General features: G+C 61.2%; 16 protein-coding genes. 10 read left to right on the top strand and 6 right to left on the bottom strand.

From position 1 onward, the window contains the following. Window positions 1-22 precede the first annotated feature (22 nt). Entirely contained in the window at window positions 23-451 is a 429-nt protein-coding gene (locus tag AC0JZ4_RS17110) for a DUF6455 family protein (RefSeq protein WP_471887516.1), read from the bottom strand. 116 nt (window positions 452-567) lie between these two features. Here AC0JZ4_RS17110 and AC0JZ4_RS17105 point away from each other — a divergent pair, with 116 nt between their 5' ends. The 4 genes from AC0JZ4_RS17105 to AC0JZ4_RS17090 all read left to right on the top strand — a co-directional run bounded on the left by AC0JZ4_RS17105 (window position 568) and on the right by AC0JZ4_RS17090 (window position 3,967). Next, a complete protein-coding gene (locus AC0JZ4_RS17105) occupies window positions 568-1,854 on the top strand; it encodes an O-acetylhomoserine aminocarboxypropyltransferase (protein ID WP_471887515.1) in 1,287 nt (428 codons plus the stop codon). A gap of 160 nt (window positions 1,855-2,014) precedes the next feature. Next, complete coding sequence (locus AC0JZ4_RS17100; RefSeq protein WP_471887514.1) at window positions 2,015-2,935, top strand: cation diffusion facilitator family transporter; 921 nt, start codon at window positions 2,015-2,017, stop codon at window positions 2,933-2,935. Window positions 2,936-3,078: 143 nt separating this feature from the next. Next, window positions 3,079-3,489, top strand: coding sequence for a response regulator (locus AC0JZ4_RS17095; protein ID WP_471887513.1), 411 nt, complete (start codon window positions 3,079-3,081; stop codon window positions 3,487-3,489). 124 nt (window positions 3,490-3,613) lie between these two features. Further along, on the top strand, window positions 3,614-3,967 hold the full coding sequence (locus AC0JZ4_RS17090) for a cupin domain-containing protein (RefSeq protein WP_471887512.1): 354 nt from the start codon (window positions 3,614-3,616) through the stop codon (window positions 3,965-3,967). A 38-nt stretch (window positions 3,968-4,005) separates the two neighbouring features. Here the strand turns inward: AC0JZ4_RS17090 and AC0JZ4_RS17085 are convergent, their stop codons facing one another. The 5 genes from AC0JZ4_RS17085 to AC0JZ4_RS17065 form a co-directional block, all read right to left on the bottom strand. Further along, the gene (locus AC0JZ4_RS17085; protein ID WP_471887511.1) at window positions 4,006-4,704 is read right to left on the bottom strand and encodes an LrgB family protein; all 699 of its coding nucleotides are present in this window, start codon (window positions 4,702-4,704) and stop codon (window positions 4,006-4,008) included. Beyond that, on the bottom strand, window positions 4,691-5,110 hold the full coding sequence (locus AC0JZ4_RS17080; protein WP_471887510.1) for a CidA/LrgA family protein: 420 nt from the start codon (window positions 5,108-5,110) through the stop codon (window positions 4,691-4,693). Before AC0JZ4_RS17080 ends, AC0JZ4_RS17085 begins: the two co-directional genes overlap by 14 nt. A gap of 147 nt (window positions 5,111-5,257) precedes the next feature. Next, entirely contained in the window at window positions 5,258-6,505 is a 1,248-nt protein-coding gene (locus AC0JZ4_RS17075) for a cytochrome P450 (RefSeq protein ID WP_471887509.1), read from the bottom strand. A 55-nt stretch (window positions 6,506-6,560) separates the two neighbouring features. Further along, complete coding sequence (ggt, locus tag AC0JZ4_RS17070) at window positions 6,561-8,315, bottom strand: gamma-glutamyltransferase (RefSeq protein WP_471887508.1); 1,755 nt, start codon at window positions 8,313-8,315, stop codon at window positions 6,561-6,563. Window positions 8,316-8,408: 93 nt separating this feature from the next. Continuing rightward, complete coding sequence (locus tag AC0JZ4_RS17065) at window positions 8,409-9,662, bottom strand: GGDEF domain-containing protein (protein ID WP_471887507.1); 1,254 nt, start codon at window positions 9,660-9,662, stop codon at window positions 8,409-8,411. A 363-nt stretch (window positions 9,663-10,025) separates the two neighbouring features. Here AC0JZ4_RS17065 and clpP point away from each other — a divergent pair, with 363 nt between their 5' ends. The 6 genes from clpP (at window position 10,026) to AC0JZ4_RS17035 (ending at window position 19,220) form a co-directional block, all read left to right on the top strand. Continuing rightward, window positions 10,026-10,658: an ATP-dependent Clp endopeptidase proteolytic subunit ClpP gene (gene clpP, locus AC0JZ4_RS17060; RefSeq protein ID WP_471887506.1), complete on the top strand. Its 633-nt coding sequence runs from the start codon at window positions 10,026-10,028 to the stop codon at window positions 10,656-10,658. Between the two features lie 279 nt (window positions 10,659-10,937). Then, window positions 10,938-12,215 (top strand): ATP-dependent Clp protease ATP-binding subunit ClpX, encoded by a 1,278-nt coding sequence (gene clpX / locus AC0JZ4_RS17055; protein ID WP_471887505.1) that lies wholly within the window; start codon window positions 10,938-10,940, stop codon window positions 12,213-12,215. A gap of 403 nt (window positions 12,216-12,618) precedes the next feature. Beyond that, window positions 12,619-15,039, top strand: coding sequence for an endopeptidase La (gene lon / locus AC0JZ4_RS17050; RefSeq protein WP_471887504.1), 2,421 nt, complete (start codon window positions 12,619-12,621; stop codon window positions 15,037-15,039). A gap of 191 nt (window positions 15,040-15,230) precedes the next feature. After that, the gene (hupB, locus tag AC0JZ4_RS17045; protein ID WP_112457241.1) at window positions 15,231-15,509 is read left to right on the top strand and encodes a DNA-binding protein HupB; all 279 of its coding nucleotides are present in this window, start codon (window positions 15,231-15,233) and stop codon (window positions 15,507-15,509) included. A gap of 172 nt (window positions 15,510-15,681) precedes the next feature. Next, the gene (locus tag AC0JZ4_RS17040; RefSeq protein ID WP_471887503.1) at window positions 15,682-17,871 is read left to right on the top strand and encodes an esterase-like activity of phytase family protein; all 2,190 of its coding nucleotides are present in this window, start codon (window positions 15,682-15,684) and stop codon (window positions 17,869-17,871) included. A 110-nt stretch (window positions 17,872-17,981) separates the two neighbouring features. After that, the gene (locus AC0JZ4_RS17035) at window positions 17,982-19,220 is read left to right on the top strand and encodes a metallophosphoesterase family protein (RefSeq protein WP_471887502.1); all 1,239 of its coding nucleotides are present in this window, start codon (window positions 17,982-17,984) and stop codon (window positions 19,218-19,220) included. The last annotated feature ends 2 nt before the right edge of the window (window positions 19,221-19,222 follow it).

Raw genomic sequence — 19,222 nt, 5'->3', positions numbered from 1 at the left:
CTGACATTGGCAGGCGAACAGGTCACCGGTGCAGAAGATCCGGGCTGGCACGCATTTCGTTGAGTGTCCATGCGTTGCCGCAATAGCGGATGAAATGCGCATCCGCCGCGCCTGAGCCGAGGTCACGCCGACAGCGCGGCTTGGCGCGGCATTTCGCGCAGGTAATCTGCATCTCTCGGTAAAGTGCAGGGTGCAGCGCTGCCACGTCGCCGGGATCGATGTCGAGCACCTGCATCATCTCGATCATTTCGTCGGCGGCATGCGGCCCCGCCTTGGCCAGTTGCAGAAGATCGTCCGGCGCGATCGCGCAGTCCTTGGAAATCTGCCGGATGACCTCGTCGTCCAGCATGGCGATCTCCTCCGCTTCCGCTGCCGCCGACCATGCCCTCGCGCACCACATCAGAAACCGCCGCGGGATCGTCGAATTGTCGGTAAATGCCATGCCTCCCATGCAAACCTCCTCCGTTTCCCGAAAGATGCGCCGGCTGGAATGATATTCCTTGATCCGCGTCAACGTCCGCGCTTTGCTAGGGAAAAGTCTACAACAGCTCATTTTGGGAGGATGCCATGACGCCGTTCAATCCCGGTTTTTCCACGCTTGCCGTACACGCCGGCGCCGCACCTGACCCGACGACAGGAGCGCGGGCGACGCCGATCTACCAGACGACAAGCTTCGTTTTCGAAGATACGGACCATGCCGCGGCCCTGTTCGGGCTCCAGCAGTTCGGCAATATCTACACCCGCATCATGAACCCGACCCAGGCGGTGCTTGAGGAACGGGTGGCAGCGCTCGAAGGCGGCACTGCGGCGCTCGCTGTCGCGTCCGGTCACGCGGCGCAGATGCTGATTTTCCACACCATCATGCAGCCGGGCGCCAATTTCGTTGCCGCCAAGCGCCTCTATGGCGGGTCGATCAACCAGTTCGGCCATGCCTTCAAGAATTTCGACTGGCATGTCCGCTGGGCCGACACGGATGACCCGGCAAGCTTCGAGGCGGCAATCGACGACGAGACCCGCGCTATCTTCATCGAAAGCCTCGCCAATCCCGGCGGCACTTTCGTGGATATTTCGGCCATCGCCGATATCGCCCGTCGCCATGGTCTGCCGCTCATCGTCGACAACACGATGGCAAGCCCCTATCTGTTGCGACCGCTCGAACACGGTGCCGACATCGTCGTCCACTCGCTGACCAAATTCCTGGGCGGCCATGGCAATTCGATGGGCGGCATTCTGGTTGATGGCGGCACGTTCGACTGGTCGAAATCGGGTAAATATCCGATGATGTCGGAGCCGCGGCCCGAATATGCCGGCCTCGTGCTGCATCAGACCTTCGGCAATATCGCCTTCGCCATCGCCGCCCGCGTTCTGGGCCTGCGCGACCTCGGCCCGGCAATATCGCCCTTCAATGCCTTCATGATCCTGACCGGCATAGAAACCCTGCCGCTGCGCATGCAGAGACATTGCGACAATGCGCTGGCCGTGGCGGAGTGGCTGAAACGGCACCCCAAGATCGCCTGGGTCAATTACGCCGGGTTGAAGGACGACCCCAATCACTTGCTGCAACAGCACTATTCACCGAAGGGTGCAGGCGCCGTCTTCACCTTCGGCATCAAGGGCGGCTATGAGGCGGGCAAGAGCTTTGTCGAGGGGCTGCAGCTTTTCTCCCATCTCGCCAATATCGGCGACACCCGCTCGCTGGTCATCCACCCGGCCTCGACCACCCACAGGCAGCTGACCGAGGACCAGCAGGTCGCCGCCGGTGCCGGACCGGACGTCGTGCGCCTGTCGGTCGGCATCGAGGATGTGGCGGATATAATTGCCGACCTCGAACAGGCCTTGGCAAAGGTGAGCTGATCCTTCTATAGGGAACGCTCATGTAATTTTTTCGACACGGTCGGCCGCTAAGGCCGGCTGCGGCGCTGTCATCGGCACGCCGCCTCTTGGCGATAACAACAAGAGAAGAAAATCAGAAAAGGAGTGGGGGCGAAGGCCCGCGCTCCGGTGGAGTATCATCGTGAGCGAGCAGTCACTTCTCCGGCTGTCCATCGCCGTCACGGCCGCGCTTGCGGCATTCGGCATAACCGTCGGACTTCTGTCCGGCTCCTTCGCCATCGTCTTCGATGGCTTCTATTCCCTGACCGACGCGTTCATGACGCTGCTGGCGCTCTGGGTGTCGAAACTCATCGTCACTGCCGCGGAGCCAACCGCCAGGGGCAAGCTGATCGACCGCTTCAGCGTCGGTTTCTGGCATCTGGAGCCGATGGTGCTGGGCTTGAACGGCACGCTTCTCATGGGCGCGGCGGTCTATGCCTTCATCAGCGCGGTCGGCAGCCTGATTGCCGGTGGCCGTCCGATCGATTTCGGCCCGGCCGTCATCTTCACCATCGTCACGGTTATCGTGTCGCTGGCGATGTGGCTGTTCTGCCGCCGCGCCAACAGGGAACTAAAGTCCGGCTTCGTCGCGCTCGACTGCCAGGCCTGGGCGATGACGGCGGCGCTTACCTCCGCACTGCTGATCGCCTTCGTCATCGGCCATTCGATCGAGGGAACCGAGCTTGAATGGCTGAGCCCCTATATCGATCCGGGTGCCTTGGCCCTCATCTGCCTGATCATTGCGCCGGTGCCGCTCGCCAATGTTCGCCAGGCCGTGGCCGATATCCTGCTGGTGACGCCGGCGGAACTGAAGAACCATGTCGACAAGGTCGCGGAAGACATCGTCGAGCGTCACGGCTTTCTTTCCTACCGCGCCTATGTCGCCCGCGTCGGCCGTGGTCGCCAGATCGAGCTGTTCTTCATCGCACCGACGGACCTGCCGCCGCGGCATCTATCCGAATGGGACGCGATCCGCGACGAGATCGGCGATGCGATCGGCGGTGAGGGGCCGGACCGCTGGCTGACGATCGTCTTCACCAGCGACCCGGAATGGGCGGACTGACGGACAATTGCCGCCGCACGCAAACGACGGCGGCAATTTTATTCGTATTTTATTAAACATGTTTCGAATTGACACAGGCTCTGCCTCAATCCTTTCCATTCGCCGTGCGTTGATGGCGCATGGATGGAACAGGGATAGAGGCGATGAACACATTTCGGCAGAAGACGATCCTGATCGTGGAGGACGAGGCGCTGATCCGTTTCGCCATGGCCGACGCATTGGAGGATGCAGGCTACGCGGTTCTGGAAGCCGCAACGGTCCTCGAGGCGATCGGCAAGCTCGGCCAGCATGAAGAAATCGATATGCTGTTGACCGATGTCGACATGCCCGGCGGATTGAACGGCATCGATCTCGCCAGGATGGTGGCCGAATGCGCGCCGCGCATCCGTATCATCGTGTCGTCCGCTCGCAGCACCCGCGATCTTGCCGGCCTGCCGGATGTGGCGCACCGGCTGTCCAAACCATGCTCCGCGGCCAATCTTCTGACGACCGTCGGCAATGTCCTGAAAGGCATCGAGCGCAAGGACGGTGAACCGCTTCGCCGCCGCGCCTGAGATGCCGACCTCTATTGCTATCTGTGCCCGGCGGTGACCTGCCGGCTTGCGGTTGCGTAGCGGGTCCGGCTAGCCTGCACCTTCACTGCCAATGCGCCAAGCATGCGCCGCAAGAGGGTCTACCATGACGACAGCCGCTTTCCACCAGTCCTTCGATCTCGCATCCATCGAGCCGGAGGAGGGCGCGCCGGCGCCCGAGCGCGTCATCGCAGGCGAGCCGAAATTTCGCACCTGGAACGTCGAGGAGGCGGAAGGTGGCGTCTATGCCGGTGTCTGGGAAGCGACACCCGGCACGTGGCGGGTCGTCTATGACGAGTGGGAGTATTTCCACATTCTCGCCGGCCACTCCGTTTTGACGGAAGAGGGGAAAGACCCGATCCAACTGCGCGCCGGCGACCGGCTGATCGTCAGGCCCGGCTTTAAGGGAATATGGGAAGTCGTTGAAACGACTCGCAAAGACTACGTCATCCGGCTGTGATCCGCGCTTCATGCGGCCTGACCGAAGTCAAGCGTCGGCTAACGCAGCAGATAGGCGAGAAGCGGGGCGGTGAGCACGTTGACGAGGCCGACCAGCACCATGACGAGGCCGGCGACCGAACCTTCCTCGCTACCGATCTGGTTGGCTTTGGCCACGCCCGCGCCATGCGCGCCCATGCCGAACAAGGCGCCACGCGCCAGCGACGACTTGAGCGGCAGGAAGCGCAACAGGTTCTCTCCGATCACCGCGCCGAGCACTCCGGTGACGACGACGAACAGGGCGGTCAGGTCCGGCACGCCGCCGATACTTTGCGAGATTGCCATGGCAAAGGGCGAGCTGACCGAACGGGGCAGGAGGCTGAGGCGAAGCGCGCCGTCGATCGACAGAAGGCTGGCGAGCGCCCATGCGGTCAGGATCGCGGTGCCGCTGCCGACGACAATGCCGAAGATCAGCACCGGCCAGTAGCGTATGATCATCGCGCGCTGCTCGTAGATTGGAATGGCGAACGCCACCGTGACCGGTCCGAGCACAGCCATCAGCCAGCGGGTGGCACCGATATACTCACTGTAGCTCGTATGCAGCGAAAGCGCGATCACGGCCAGAAGCACCGGCGTCATGACCAGCGTCGACGTCCAAAGCGACGGCCAGCGTCTGTAGAGGCGTTTGGAGAGAAAATAGATCGCAATCGTCGCCGCTGACCAGAAGACGGTGACGAAAACCGTCTCAAGCGACGGCACGACGGTTCTCCAGCCGGACCATCATCCGGTAGCCGAAATCGACGGCGAGTGCCGTCATGCACATCACCATCAGGGTTCCTCCAAGGATGACGGCAAGCACCTTGAGGCCCGTCACCCCGAAAAACTCGCCATGGTCGAGAACAGCAAGCACGGCGGGGACGAAGAAGAGCAGCATGTCGGCGAGCAACACATAGGCGCCGCGACGCATGGCCTGCAGCCGGATCGTGCCGGTGGCCAGCAGACAGAGAAGGCCGAATAGCCCGAGGACGCTTCCGGGTATAGGCAGGCCGGTGCTGCGCGAGATCGCTTCGCCGGCGAGCCACAGCACGACGATCAGCCCCACCTGGGCGAGGCGGCTGCGATGCAGGCTCTTGTGCAGCAGAATGGAGGCCTTGCGCCTGGTCACGGATGGACCCCCTAAATTCAACGATCCTCCCTGAGGCGAACTATACGGTACTGTTTCGCGCAAGCAATTGATCTTGCTGCATGCGAGCCATGTGTTTTCGGCGGAACGCGGCAAATGGCAGGGATCGAGCGAAAAGGTCGCGGGCGCTCACCACTCGAGGTCCAGCCGCTCCAAACCATGGAAGTGATAGACATCCTTCACCGCAGGCGATGCGGCAAGCCGCAGCTCCGGTAGGCGCCGGAACAGGATCGGCAGGACGATGTTGAGTTCCAGCCGGGCAAGCGGCGCACCGATGCAGAAGTGGATACCGGCACCGAAGGAGAGGTTCGCTGCTTCCTTCCGCTCCGGCTTGAACACAAGTGGATCGGAGAATTTCGCCGGATCGAGATTGGCCGCCGCAAGAATGAGGCTAACCTTGTCGCCGCGCTTCAGGGCGACGCCGTCTATCTCGACGTCCTCCAGCGCCCAGCGCTGAAAAATGTGGACCGGCGCGCAGATGCGCAGTGTTTCTTCGACGGTCCGCTCGGTCGCCACCTCGTCAGAAAAGAGATCCGCGGGTGCAAGTCCGCTTTCGAGGATCACCCGAACCGAATTGCCGATCTGGTGCACGGTCGCCTCGTGTCCGGCATTGAGCAGCACGATCGTTGTGGACACCAGCTCGTCGTCGGTCAGGTGCTGGCCCTTGTGTTCCGTATGGATCATGTGGCTGAGCAGGTCGTCGCGTGGTTCCGCGCGGCGCTCGTCGATCAGTGTCTTCACATAGTCGGCGAATTCCCTGGCCGCCTTGTCGGCCGCATGCTCGTCCTCGCGCGTCCGCTTGAACATGTACATGCCGACATAGGCATGGCTCCATTTCAGAAGCTTCGGTCCCATTTCGTCGGGAATGCCGATCATGCGGGCGATCATCGTAACCGGAATGATGTCGGCGAAGGCGGAGAGAAGTTCCGTCTTCCCGTCCAGTTCGAAACCGTCGATAAGCCCTTCCGCAAGCTCGGTGATTTCAGGCCGCAGCCGCTCGATATGGCGCGATACGAAGGCGCGGTTGACCAGCGTTCGAAGCCGCGTGTGTTCCGGCGGCTCGATTTCGAGCAGGGAATGGCGTTCCGCGAGGTCGAAATTGGCCAGATGCGCCTCCGGCTCCGGCAGGCCCAGTTCCTCACGGCTTGCGACATGCAGGATCTGCCGGCCGAAGCGCCGGTCGCGCAAAAGCGCGTTGACGTGATCGTACCCGGTAAAGAACCACTGTTTCTGCTCCTCCCAGAAGAACGTCGGACAGTGCAGGTGGAGCACTGCATAGACACGGTTCGGATCGCTGTAGAAAGCCGGGTTGCGACCATCAAGGGAGACGCGGCGGTTGGCCTTGTCGATGCGGAGGAAATCGGGAAGCGTTGTCATATCCGATGCGTAGCGCAACCGGGAAGCACTTCGCAATCGTGTTTGCGCCTTCGCCTCACTCGCCGATTGCAATACCCTCGCGTCGCGGATCGGCACTGCCGACCAGGCCGCTCCCGGTGATCTCGATCGCGTGCAGGCCGGAATTCATTTCGCCCGCCTTCACCTCATAGCCGAGCGCCTTGAGCGGTTCGGAAAAACGCTCGGCGCTCGTTCCTGCCTCTATGTCATAAATGCCGAAGCGGTTGATCAGATGCGGCTGGGCGACGATCTGCTCCACCGGCATGCCCCAGTCGATATAGGCGATCAGTGCCTGCGCCACATAGCCGATGATCTGGCTGCCGCCGGGGGAGCCGATCGCAAGCAGCGGCTTGCCGTCCTTCATCACGATCGTCGGCGCCATCGAGGAGCGCGGCCGCTTGCCGGGTTCCACCCGGTTTGCCACCGGCACGCCATTGTCATGGGTCTTGAAGGAGAAGTCGGTCAGTTCGTTGTTGAGCAGAAAGCCGTTGGTCATCAGCCGCGAGCCGAAACCGTTCTCGATCGTCGTCGTCATCGAGACGACGTTGCCCTGAGCATCGACGATGACGAAATGGCTGGTCGACGGAAGTTCGATGGCGGCATCGCGGCCGAACAGCAGCGCGTGGTCCCATTCCGGCTCGCCCGCTTTCACCGCATCCCTGGAAAGCGCCTTGCCGCCGTCGAGAAGCTTTGCGCGCTCGCCGAGATAGGCCTTGTCGAGAATGCCCTTGATCGGCAGCGGCAGGAAATCCTTGTCGGCGACATACCGTTCACGGTCGGCGAATGCGAGCCGCTGGGCATCGCCGATGACCCGCCAGCTCTCGACATTGTCGGGACCGAAGCCCTTGAGGTCGAAGTTTTCAGCAATGCCGAGGATCTGGCTCACGGCGATAGCGCCGGAAGAGGGGGGACCCATGCCGCAGACATCGAGCGCCCGGTAGGTGAAGCAGACCGGATCGCGCTGCTTGATATGATAGGTCGCAAGGTCGGTCGGCGAAAGGACACCGGGATTGCCGCGTGCGCCGCGCACCGTTTTCACGATATCGTCGGCGATCGGTCCGCGATAGAAGGCGTCGGCGCCGCCGCTTGCAATGGTTTCCAGCGTTTCCGCGTAAGCCGGATTTTTCAGGATATGGCCTGCGGCGAGCGGTGCGCCGGCCGCGTCGAAGAAATAGTTGCGGGTTCCCTCGTAGGTTTTCAGCTTGTCGCCTTCGGTAGCGATCAGCGATGCCAGCCTGGGCGAGACGGCAAAGCCATCACGGGCCAGCCCCATCGCGGGCTTTAGCAGCGACGGCCAGCTTTCCTTGCCGTAGCGCTTGTGCACATCCTCCATCAGCCGCACCGTGCCGGGCGTGCCGACGGAGCGTCCGCCGACCACGGCATCCATGAATTTCAGTGGCTGGCCCTGATCGTCGAGAAACAGCTTGGGCGTTGCCTCCATCGGCGCGGTTTCGCGTCCGTCGAATGTGGTGAGGCGGCCGGAGGACGTGTCGTAATAGACGAGGAAGGCGCCGCCACCCAGCCCGGAGCTCTGTGGCTCGACCAGACCGAGAACCGCCTGCACCGCCACCATCGCATCGATCGCGCTGCCGCCGCGGGCCAAAACGTCCCGGCCGGCCTGAGCGGCGAGCGGATTGGCGGCGGCGACCATGTAGTCCTTGGCTTCGACGCGCTTGGCGCTGGTGGTGCCGGTCGCCCGTTCCGGTGCGACCGTATCGGAGGCCTGCTGTGCCGTGGCTGTTGAGAAAGAGAGGAGGCCGAGAACGATGGCTCCGTAGATGGGCTTGGTCATGTGGCGTTCCTCCTCGTTCCGGTTGTCGGAAGATTTGGGAGAGGAATGCCTGCAAGGCAAGTGCGGATCTTTCGCCAACGGCTGAAAAGCGCGTTACTTGCCGATCGCCACGATCCGCTTCAGCGCCGCCACCTGCTGCGTCATGCTGGCCTGGAGCACCGGTTCGCTGGCGTCCGCATGATCGACGGCAGGCACGATGGACACATCGTTTTCGCTGCCGATCGCGGTGCGGTCGCGTCCGGTCGTCTTGGCGACATAAAGCGCCCGGTCGGCGGTGCTGAGCAGGGTATCGAGGTCTGCCGAGCTTGTGTCGGCAAGCGCGATGCCGATGCTGACCGTGACCGCAATACGATGCTCGGCAACGATGATCGGTTGGCGCTTCAGCGTCGTCCTGATCGCTTCGGCGACGCTTGCCGCCTCGATCATGTTGGCGACATGCATGATCGAGGCGAATTCCTCACCGCCCATCCGGCCGAACGAGCCGCGTCCGCGCTGGGCGGCGACGCCGATCCTGGCAAAGGCGACGAGAACCTCGTCACCCGCCTGATGGCCGTAGATGTCGTTGATCTGCTTGAAGCCGTCGAGGTCGAGATGGATGATCGCCAAAAGCCCGCTGTCATTGGCGTGGTTGCGCTTCAGCTTGTGGAATTCGTCGATCAGTCCGCGGCGATTCAGCACGTCGGTCAACGGGTCGGTGACGGCCAGCAGCCTCAACCGGCTTTCGGAGCGCTCGGTAATCAGCCGCGCACCGCTCATGATGGCGGCGACGAAGCAGAGCGCTGCGACGAGCAGCAGCCACATGGACGTTACATTGCTGCCGGAACTGAAGGATTGCGGCCCGTTGATCAGCGCCGATGTCGCAACCAGCACGCCCGACAGGATCTGCACGCTGACCGCTGCGGCGAAAAGACGGCGCGTCTGCGACTTGCCGTTCTCGCCCCACAGCGTCGCACCGATCAGGATCAGGTAGCCGACAGATGCGGCGCCGTGGAACAGCGCGACACGATAGGCGAATGTCTCGCGAACGGGATTGAGGAACATGCCGGCGACAAAGATCAGCGCGGGGATGGCGATGAAGGGCTCGACCTTGCGGTTGTCGAACTGCATCATCCCGGCGATCCAGAAGCCGATGCCGCTGAGCGCCATGACATTGGCGATTTCGATCGAAATGAAATCGGGAATGCTGCCGCGATAGGCGACCAGCGCGACGCCGAGGCCGTGCAGGATGAAGCCGGCACCCCAGCTGAGATAGAATGCGCGGCGCTCGTAGAACCAGCGGGACCACAACAGGACGCCGAGCGTGCTGGCTTCCACAGCCCAGATCAGAAAACCGGTTATAATATCCAACGCAATACTCCCCGCCATATTCGGCATACGTGCCATATAAAGGGCAAAGTTTAAGACGTCGTATTCATGTGAACGCGCTGTTTAGTCATTGTGTTTGCCTTTCGCACGGCATTCGCGATGTCGATTTACTTGCGCTTTACCCTATCTGCGAAAATGGCTGGGGCTATGCTGCCGGTGCGATTGAGATCGGCGCCCTTATTGGCGAAAGCGCGGATGCGGTCAGCCATGCATCCCGATCGAGTTAAGGATATCGGGCTCTCCGTCTTGAAGTACCGGGCATTGACACTCTATGTAGGGGTGGACCCATTCCAATGATTCCGGGGCGCGAGCTGCCTTCGGCAAGGCATTTGACAAAGGACGGACATGAAAAATCCAGTTGATACCGCAATGGCCCTGGTGCCGATGGTCGTCGAACAGACCAACCGCGGTGAACGCTCCTACGATATCTATTCGCGTCTCTTGAAAGAACGCATCATCTTTCTGACGGGTCCGGTCGAAGACCACATGGCGTCGCTCGTCTGCGCCCAGCTTCTGTTCCTCGAAGCGGAAAACCCGAAGAAGGAAATCGCCCTCTACATCAATTCGCCGGGTGGCGTCGTCACCGCCGGCATGGCGATCTATGACACGATGCAGTTCATCAAGCCGGCCGTCTCGACGCTCTGCGTCGGTCAGGCTGCATCGATGGGTTCCCTGCTGTTGTGCGCCGGCGAAAAGGGCATGCGGTTCGCAACGCCGAACGCCCGTATCATGGTTCACCAGCCGTCCGGCGGCTTCCAGGGCCAGGCATCCGACATCGAACGTCACGCCCGCGACATTCTCAAGATGAAGCGCCGCCTGAACGAGGTCTATGTCAAGCACACTGGCCGCACGCTGGAAGAAGTCGAAAAGACGCTCGATCGCGACCACTTCATGACCTCCGACGAGGCTCAGGAATGGGGCGTCATCGACAAGATCCTCACCTCGCGTGAGGAGCTCGAAGGCGGTTCGGCGGCTTAAGGCGGCAAAAGGCTTCTGGTGACTGTCACCCCTATGTGAGGAAAAAGGGGTTTCAAGTCGCCGCGAAAGCGCTATTAGTAACTATTAATGCTGTGTTGAACTTTTATGACATAGCATTCGCCTCTGAGGGTTTCGTTGCAGCCGGATCAATATCTGGTCCGGTAGAGTACCCTAGAGGCAGGGCAGGCACGTGAAGCCCGTCGGTGTCACGTGCCGGCGGCGGTTGAGTGGACTGCGCCCGTATCTCACGTGAGCGCAGAGTGCTGGAAGGAAAGTGATATGAGCAAAGTCAGCAGCGGCAACGGCGGCGACTCCAAGAATACCCTGTACTGCTCCTTCTGCGGAAAGAGCCAGCACGAGGTCCGCAAATTGATTGCCGGGCCGACCGTATTCATCTGCGATGAATGCGTCGAACTGTGCATGGACATCATCCGCGAAGAGAACAAGACCTCTATGGTCAAGTCCCGCGACGGCGTTCCCACGCCCCAGGACATCATCAAGGTTCTCGACGAATACGTCATCGGCCAGAAGCAGGCCAAGCGCATTCTGTCGGTGGCTGTTCACAACCATTACAAGCGTCTCGCGCACGCGTCCAAGGGCGGTGATGTCGAGCTTGCCAAGTCGAACATCATGCTCGTCGGCCCGACCGGTTGCGGCAAGACCTATCTTGCCCAGACGCTCGCCCGCATCATCGACGTGCCGTTCACCATGGCAGACGCCACGACGCTGACCGAAGCCGGTTACGTCGGCGAGGACGTCGAGAACATCATCCTCAAGCTCCTGCAGTCGGCCGACTACAACGTTGAGCGCGCCCAGCGCGGCATCGTCTATATCGACGAAGTCGACAAGATCTCGCGCAAGTCCGACAACCCGTCGATCACCCGTGACGTATCGGGCGAAGGCGTGCAGCAGGCGCTGTTGAAGATCATGGAAGGCACGGTTGCCTCGGTTCCGCCGCAGGGCGGCCGCAAGCATCCGCAGCAGGAATTCCTGCAGGTCGACACGACGAACATCCTGTTCATCTGCGGCGGCGCTTTTGCCGGCCTCGACAAGATCATTTCGGCCCGTGGCGAAAAGACCTCGATCGGCTTCGGTGCCAGCGTCTCGTCTCCGGACGATCGCCGCGTCGGCGAAGTGCTGCGCGAACTGGAGCCGGAAGACCTGGTCAAGTTCGGCCTGATCCCGGAATTTATCGGTCGTCTGCCGGTATTGGCAACGCTCGAGGATCTCGATGAGGACGCCCTGATCCAGATCCTGTCGGAGCCGAAGAACGCACTGATCAAGCAGTATCAGCGCCTGTTCGAGATGGAAGATGTGGAACTGACCTTCCACGAGGACGCTCTTCGCGAAATCGCCCGCAAGGCGATCGTGCGCAAGACCGGCGCCCGCGGCCTCCGCTCGATCATGGAAAAGATCCTGCTCGACACGATGTTCGAACTTCCGGAGATGGAAGGCGTACGCGAAGTCGTCATCTCGGACGACGTCGTGAAGGGCAATGCCCGCCCGCTCTACATCTATGCGGATCGCCAGGAAGAGAAGGCGAATGTTTCGGCCTGAACGAGACGGTATCGCGATCACACTGCAGTGAATTGGAAAAGGCCCCACATTGGGGCCTTTTTTCGTTGGTAACTGTGGTTCAACCCGCTGTTTGCGCGAATTTTCCGCGACAGGCGGTTGCGCGATATTCCGCTTGCTTTAGACACGAACCACAAAGATCATTGCAGAATTGGCTGCTTCGCATGGGGCCTGTCTTCATCTTTGAAGGTGGGCAATTGTACTCGGCTCCGGGTGGTGTGTTGTGTTTGCGTGAGCGCTTTGTAACATCCCTGTTACACGGCTGTGGGCGGGGGCTCCTGCAAGGCTTGAAAACGGCGCAGGAAAACTCCACTTTGAGCGGGAGTGAAGTGCCTGGGTATTTGCTCAGGCCATCCCGGAAACGGGACGATGGAAAGGAAATACGATGACAGATACAAAGTCTGCTGCACAAGGCGCCGAGACCTATCCGGTCCTGCCGCTGCGCGACATTGTGGTCTTCCCGCACATGATCGTTCCCTTGTTTGTCGGACGTGAGAAATCCATCCGTGCGCTTGAGGAAGTCATGGGTTCCGACAAGCAGATCATGCTCGTCACCCAGATCAATGCCAGCGATGACGATCCGGAGCCGGAAGCGATCTACAAGGTCGGCACCGTCGCCAACGTGCTTCAGCTTCTGAAGCTGCCCGACGGCACCGTCAAGGTGCTCGTCGAAGGCCGCGCGCGCGCCAAGATCGACACCTACACGGACCGCGAAGAATTCTACGAAGCGAGCGCCAATGTGCTCGACGAGCCGGAGGAAGACGCCGTCGAAGTCGAGGCCCTGTCTCGCTCGGTCGTCTCGGAATTCGAAAACTACGTCAAGCTGAACAAGAAGATCTCGCCGGAAGTCGTCGGCGCCGCCAGCCAGATCGAGGATTACTCGAAGCTGGCTGACACGGTTGCCTCGCATCTGTCGATCAAGATCACCGAAAAGCAGGAAATGCTGGAAACGGTTTCCGTCAAGCTGCGCCTCGAAAAGGCGCTTGGCTTCATGGAAGGCGAAATCTCGGTCCTGCAGGTGGAAAAGCGCATCCGCTCGCGTGTAAAGCGCCAGATGGAGAAGACCCAGCGCGAGTACTACCTCAACGAACAGATGAAGGCGATCCAGAAGGAGCTCGGCGACGGCGAGGAAGGCCGCGACGAGATGGCCGAACTGGAGGAGCGCATCTCCAAGACCAAGCTTTCCAAGGAAGCCAAGGAAAAGGCCGACGCGGAACTGAAGAAGCTGCGCCAGATGAGCCCGATGTCGGCGGAAGCCACCGTCGTGCGCAACTACCTCGACTGGTTGCTGGGTATTCCGTGGTCCAAGAAGTCGAAGATCAAGACCGACCTCAACAACGCCGAAAAGATCCTCGAACTGGATCACTTCGGCCTCGACAAGGTCAAGGAACGGATCGTCGAATATCTGGCCGTTCAGGCGCGTGCCACCAAGATCAAGGGTCCGATCCTGTGCCTCGTCGGCCCTCCGGGCGTCGGCAAGACCTCGCTCGCCCAGTCGATCGCCAAGGCGACAGGCCGCGAATACGTGCGCATGGCTCTGGGTGGCGTTCGTGACGAAGCCGAGATCCGCGGTCACCGCCGTACCTATATCGGCTCGATGCCCGGCAAGATCATCCAGTCGATGAAGAAGGCCAAGAAGTCCAACCCGCTCTTCCTGCTCGACGAGATCGACAAGATGGGCTCGGATTTCCGTGGCGATCCGTCTTCGGCCCTGCTCGAAGTGCTCGATCCGGCGCAGAACTCGACCTTCATGGACCACTACCTGGAAGTCGAATACGACCTGTCCGACGTGATGTTCATCACCACGGCGAACACGCTCAACATTCCGGGTCCGCTGATGGACCGCATGGAGATCATCCGCATCGCCGGTTACACGGAAGATGAGAAGCGCGAGATCGCCAAGCGTCACCTTCTGCCGAAGGCGATCAAGGAACACGCCCTGCAGCCGAACGAATTCTCGGTTTCGGACGACGCCCTGATGGCCATCAGCCAGCAGTACACCCGTGAAGCCGGCGTTCGTTCCTTCGAGCGTGAGCTGATGAAGCTCGCCCGCAAGGCCGTGACCGAGATCATCAAGGGCAAGACGAAGTCGGTTGCCGTTTCGGCCGCCAACATCTCGGATTACCTCGGTGTTCCGCGTTACCGCCATGGTGAAGCCGAGGGTGAGGATCAGGTCGGTGTCGTCACGGGTCTCGCCTGGACGGAAGTCGGCGGCGAGCTGCTGACCATCGAAGGCGTCATGATGCCGGGCAAGGGTCGCATGACCGTGACCGGCAACCTGAAGGACGTGATGAAGGAATCGATCTCGGCGGCGGCATCCTATGTCCGTTCGCGCGCCGTCGATTTCGGCATCGAGCCGCCGCGTTTCGACAAGTCGGACATCCACGTCCACGTGCCGGAAGGTGCGACCCCGAAGGACGGCCCGTCTGCCGGTGTCGCCATGGCAACCGCGATCGTCTCGATCATGACCGGCATCCCGGTTTCCAAGGATGTCGCGATGACCGGTGAGATCACGCTGCGTGGTCGCGTCCTGCCGATCGGCGGTCTGAAAGAAAAGCTGCTTGCAGCGCTTCGCGGAGGCATCAAGAAGGTGCTGATACCGGAGGAAAACGCCAAGGATCTGGCGGAAATTCCGGACAACGTGAAGAACAACATGGAGATCATCCCCGTGTCCCGCATGGGCGAGGTGATCAAGCATGCGCTGGTGCGTCGTCCCGAGCCGATCGAATGGGACGGCACGGTGGAGACGCCGGTCATCGCAACCGTCGAAGGTTCCGAAGATGGTGCAACGACCATCGCCCATTGAGCAGACGCTCATGTAAAGCGAGTTTGAATTGTGGAGAAAGCCGGCGAAAGCCGGCTTTTTTTGTGAAAAATGCACGAAAGCCCTTGTTTTTCAGGCGATCTAAGAGCTTTTGGGTTGCCAAGCACCGACGCAAAACTATTGTCGGCGCCGACTAATCGAGTCGTTCCAAAACCGTAGAAAGGGATGGAAACATGAACAAGAACGAGCTGGTATCCGCAGTTGCCGAAAAAGCTGGCCTCTCCAAGGCTGACGCAGCATCCGCAGTGGACGCAGTATTTGAAACCGTCCAGGGCGAACTGAAGAACGGCGGCGACATTCGTCTCGCTGGCTTCGGCAGCTTCTCCGTATCGCGTCGCGAAGCCTCCAAGGGCCGTAACCCGTCGACCGGCGCAGAAGTCGATATCCCGGCTCGCAACGTTCCGAAGTTCTCGGCCGGCAAGGGCCTGAAGGACGCCGTGAACGGCAAGTAAGAGCTTTATCTGGCGGCTGGTCCGTCATGATATGGAAGGCCCGGCGCAAGCCGGGCCTTTTTTGTTTCCTGTTTGCCCCAGGCAACCGCATCCCTCCACAGCCTCCTGTCATCGGCCTGTCACGTAACCGGCTCAAAAGCGGCTGTCTCTTGTCATCCTTGGAGGGGTTCCCATGACATTCTCTTTCCGCGCCGCCCTGACGGCAGCGCTCCTCGCCTCGGTTGCCGTTCCGGCAAGTGCCGAGCAGGTATTCAACCGTATCGCGTCCTTCCCGGTCGCCTCGAACCTGCCGAAGGGCGAGGACAAGGCGACATCGTCGGAAATCATCACCGCGACGGCCGATGGCAACACGCTGATCTATTCCGACGCACCGGGCGGCACGATCGGTTTCATCGACATCACCGACGCCAAGGCGCCGAAGGCCGGCGGCTCGATCGCCATCGACGGCGAGCCGAACTCGGTTGCCGCCGCAGGCCCGAAGGTTCTCATCACCATCGACAAGACCGAAGACCTGACCAAGCCGGCGGGCCAGCTCGGCGTCATCGACATCGCCTCGAAGAAGCTTGAAAGCACCTGCGATCTCGGCGGCCAGCCGGACTCGGTTGTCGTTGCCCCGGACGGCACTTTTGCCGCCATCGCCATCGAAAACCAGCGTGACGAAGACCTGAACGACGGCGCCCTGCCGCAGCTTCCGGCCGGCGAACTGCTGATCGTCACACTGAACAATGGCGTTCCCGCCTGCGACAGCATCCGCCATGTCGACGTCACCGGTCTGGCGACCGTCGCGCCGGAAGATCCGGAGCCGGAATTCGTCAACATCAACGCCAACGGCGAGATTGCCCTGACGCTGCAGGAAAACAACCACGTCATCATCATCGATAGCAAGACCGCCAAGGTCACCGGCCACTTCACCGCCGGCACGGTCGATCTCGACGGCGTCGATGCCAAGACCGACGGTTCGCTGAATTTCTCCGGCAAGCTGACCGCCGTCCCGCGCGAGCCGGACGCCGTAAAGTGGCTGGGTACCGACCGTCTCGTCATCGCCAACGAAGGCGACTACAAGGGCGGTTCGCGCGGCTTCACCATCTTCGACCGCTCCGGCAAGGTTCTTTTCGACGCCGGCATGACGCTCGAACACGAAATCGCCCGCCACGGTCACTTCCCGGAAAAGCGCGCGAAGAACAAGGGCATCGAGCCGGAAGGCATGGAAGCAGCCGTCTTCAACGGCCAGCAGTATTTCTTCGTGCTCTCCGAGCGCGGCTCTATGGTTGCCGTCTACAAGGATACCGGCGCCGAGCCTGAACTCGTGCAGCTTCTGCCGTCGGGCATCTCGCCCGAAGGTGCCGTCGCCATTCCTGGCCGCAACCTGCTTGCCACCGCCAATGAAGCCGATCTCGGCGAAGATGGCGGCGCCCGCTCGCATGTGATGCTCTATGAGCTGGCGGAAGGCGAAAAGGCCTATCCGACTCTCGTCTCCAAGGATGTGGACGGCAAGGTCGTCGGCTGGGGCGCGCTTTCGGGCCTCGTCGGCGATGCTGAAAAGGATGGCATGTTCTACGCCGTCTCCGACTCCGTCTACGCCATGCAGCCGTCGATCTTCACCATCGACGCCACCAGGAAGCCGGCCGAAATCACCAACGTCCTGCGTATCACCCGCAACGGCCAGCCGGCTCAGAAGCTCGACATCGAGGGTATCGCACTCGACGGCAAGGGCGGCTTCTGGCTCGCTTCGGAAGGTGACAGCTCCAAGCTCGTCGGCCACGGCATCTATAACGTCAACGCCAAGGGCGAGATCAAGACCGAGATCGGCCTTCCGGCAGAACTTCTGGCCGGCGAAACCCGCTTCGGTCTTGAAGGCATCACCACCACCGGCGAGGGCGACGACCTGACGCTGTGGATGGCCGTCCAGCGCGAATGGAAGGACGATCCGAAGGGCCAGACGAAGCTTCTCTCCTACAAGCCGAAGTCGAAGGAATGGGCAGCCGTCCGTTACCCGCTCGAAAAGGCTGAAAAGGGCTGGGTCGGACTGTCGGAAATCACCGCAAGCGGCGAATACCTCTACATCGTCGAGCGCGACAACCTGATCGGCGACGCCGCCAAGCTGAAGAAGCTCTACCGCGTCTCGCTCAACGATCTGAAGCCGGCAAAGCTCGGCGGCGAACTTCCGGTCGTCACCAAGGAAGAAGTCCACGACTTCCTTCCTGACCTGAAGAGCGCCACCAACGGCTATGTCGTCGACAAGCTGGAAGGTTTCGCCTTCGACAAGTCCGGCAAGGCCTTCATGGTCACCGACAATGACGGTGTTGATGACTCGTCCGGCGAAACCCTGTTCCTGCCGGTCACGCTCAACCTCAGCAACTGATCCGTTTGAAATAAAGAGGAAAAGGCCGGGTGTTTCGATGCCCGGCCTTTTCTATTTGGAAAGCGTACCTTAAGTCTGGCGTTCCTGATGTGTTCCATACGGGCGACTCGATGACCTCATTCCGCTTCATCCATGCCGCAGACCTGCATCTCGGCAGTCCTTTTCAGGGGCTGGCGCTGAAGGATGCCGATCTTGCCGAGCTTTTCGTTGAGGCGAGCCGCAGGGCGTTCACGACGCTTGTCGATGAAGCTGTCGAGCGCAAGGTCGATTTCTTCATCGTCGCAGGCGACGTCTATGACGGTGACTGGAAGGACAACAAGATCGGTCTGTTCTTCAACCGTGAGGTGGCGCGGCTGGAACGCGCCGGCATTCCCGTCTTCCTGCTCAAGGGCAATCACGACGCCGAAAGCGTCATCACCAAGACGATCACGCTGCCGAAGAATGTCAGCGAATTCCCGACGACCAAGCCCGGAACCTTCAAGCTCGATCATCTGAAAGTGGCGCTGCACGGCCAGGGGTTTGCCGAGCGTGCGGCGAACGAAAATCTCGCACTGACCTATCCAAGGCCGGAAATCGGCTGGTTCAATATCGGCGTGTTGCACACCTCGCTCACCGGCCGCGAGCCGCATGCGCCCTATGCGCCGTGCTCGGTCGAGGACCTGCGCTCGCGTGGCTATGACTACTGGGCGCTCGGCCATGTCCACGATTTCGAAATCGTCGCACGCGATCCGCTCATCGTCTTCCCCGGCAATCTGCAGGGACGTTCGATCCGCGAGCAGGGGGCAAAGGGCGCCGTCCTCGTCACCGTCGAGGATGGCCACATAACCCATGAGCGACTGATCACCGACAGCGCCCGCTTTGCCGAACTTGCAGTCTCTGTCGAAGAGGAAGACACGATTGCCAGCGTGCTTCGCCGCATCGAGGCCGCCGTCGAGACGCTGATCGAACCGATGGAGGGCAGGCCCTTGGCACTGCGAATCCGTCTTTCCGGCAAAAGCGGGGTGCGCAACGCGCTGATCGCAAGGCCTGCCGATTTCCGCGATGAGGTGCAGGCCGCGTGCCACCGAGCCCATGCCGATATCTGGCTGGAAAAGCTCGACCTGCGCGTCACGCTGCCGGACGACGCTGTGCAATCGGCCGATGGCGGCGGGCTCGGGCTGGCGGGGATCGTCGCCATGGATGCCTTTTCTCCAGAACTGCTGGCGGAAGCCGAAGCCCGGCTTGCCGAGATCACCGCACGCCTGCCGGGTGGCATCGGCGCCGAGGACCTGCCTCTCGGCAGCGATATCGACACGCTGCTTGCGGAAGCGCGCGACCTCTTGATGACACGCGCAGTGGAGGCCGGCTGACC

It is taken from the genome of [Rhizobium] kunmingense, from assembly GCF_977018605.1.
This window is presented reverse-complemented; position numbering and strand designations above follow the sequence as displayed.

Excerpts from the sequence above, each read along its gene's own strand:
- AC0JZ4_RS17110 (WP_471887516.1), bottom strand. The coding sequence starts at position 451 with ATGGGAGGCATGGCATTTACCGACAATTCGACGATCCCGCGGCGGTTT.
- AC0JZ4_RS17105 (WP_471887515.1), top strand. The coding sequence starts at position 568 with ATGACGCCGTTCAATCCCGGTTTTTCCACGCTTGCCGTACACGCCGGC.
- AC0JZ4_RS17095 (WP_471887513.1), top strand. The coding sequence starts at position 3,079 with ATGAACACATTTCGGCAGAAGACGATCCTGATCGTGGAGGACGAGGCG.
- AC0JZ4_RS17090 (WP_471887512.1), top strand. The coding sequence starts at position 3,614 with ATGACGACAGCCGCTTTCCACCAGTCCTTCGATCTCGCATCCATCGAG.
- AC0JZ4_RS17075 (WP_471887509.1), bottom strand. The coding sequence starts at position 6,505 with ATGACAACGCTTCCCGATTTCCTCCGCATCGACAAGGCCAACCGCCGC.
- ggt (WP_471887508.1), bottom strand. The coding sequence starts at position 8,315 with ATGACCAAGCCCATCTACGGAGCCATCGTTCTCGGCCTCCTCTCTTTC.
- clpP (WP_471887506.1), top strand. The coding sequence starts at position 10,026 with ATGAAAAATCCAGTTGATACCGCAATGGCCCTGGTGCCGATGGTCGTC.
- clpX (WP_471887505.1), top strand. The coding sequence starts at position 10,938 with ATGAGCAAAGTCAGCAGCGGCAACGGCGGCGACTCCAAGAATACCCTG.
- lon (WP_471887504.1), top strand. The coding sequence starts at position 12,619 with ATGACAGATACAAAGTCTGCTGCACAAGGCGCCGAGACCTATCCGGTC.
- hupB (WP_112457241.1), top strand. The coding sequence starts at position 15,231 with ATGAACAAGAACGAGCTGGTATCCGCAGTTGCCGAAAAAGCTGGCCTC.
- AC0JZ4_RS17040 (WP_471887503.1), top strand. The coding sequence starts at position 15,682 with ATGACATTCTCTTTCCGCGCCGCCCTGACGGCAGCGCTCCTCGCCTCG.
- AC0JZ4_RS17035 (WP_471887502.1), top strand. The coding sequence starts at position 17,982 with ATGACCTCATTCCGCTTCATCCATGCCGCAGACCTGCATCTCGGCAGT.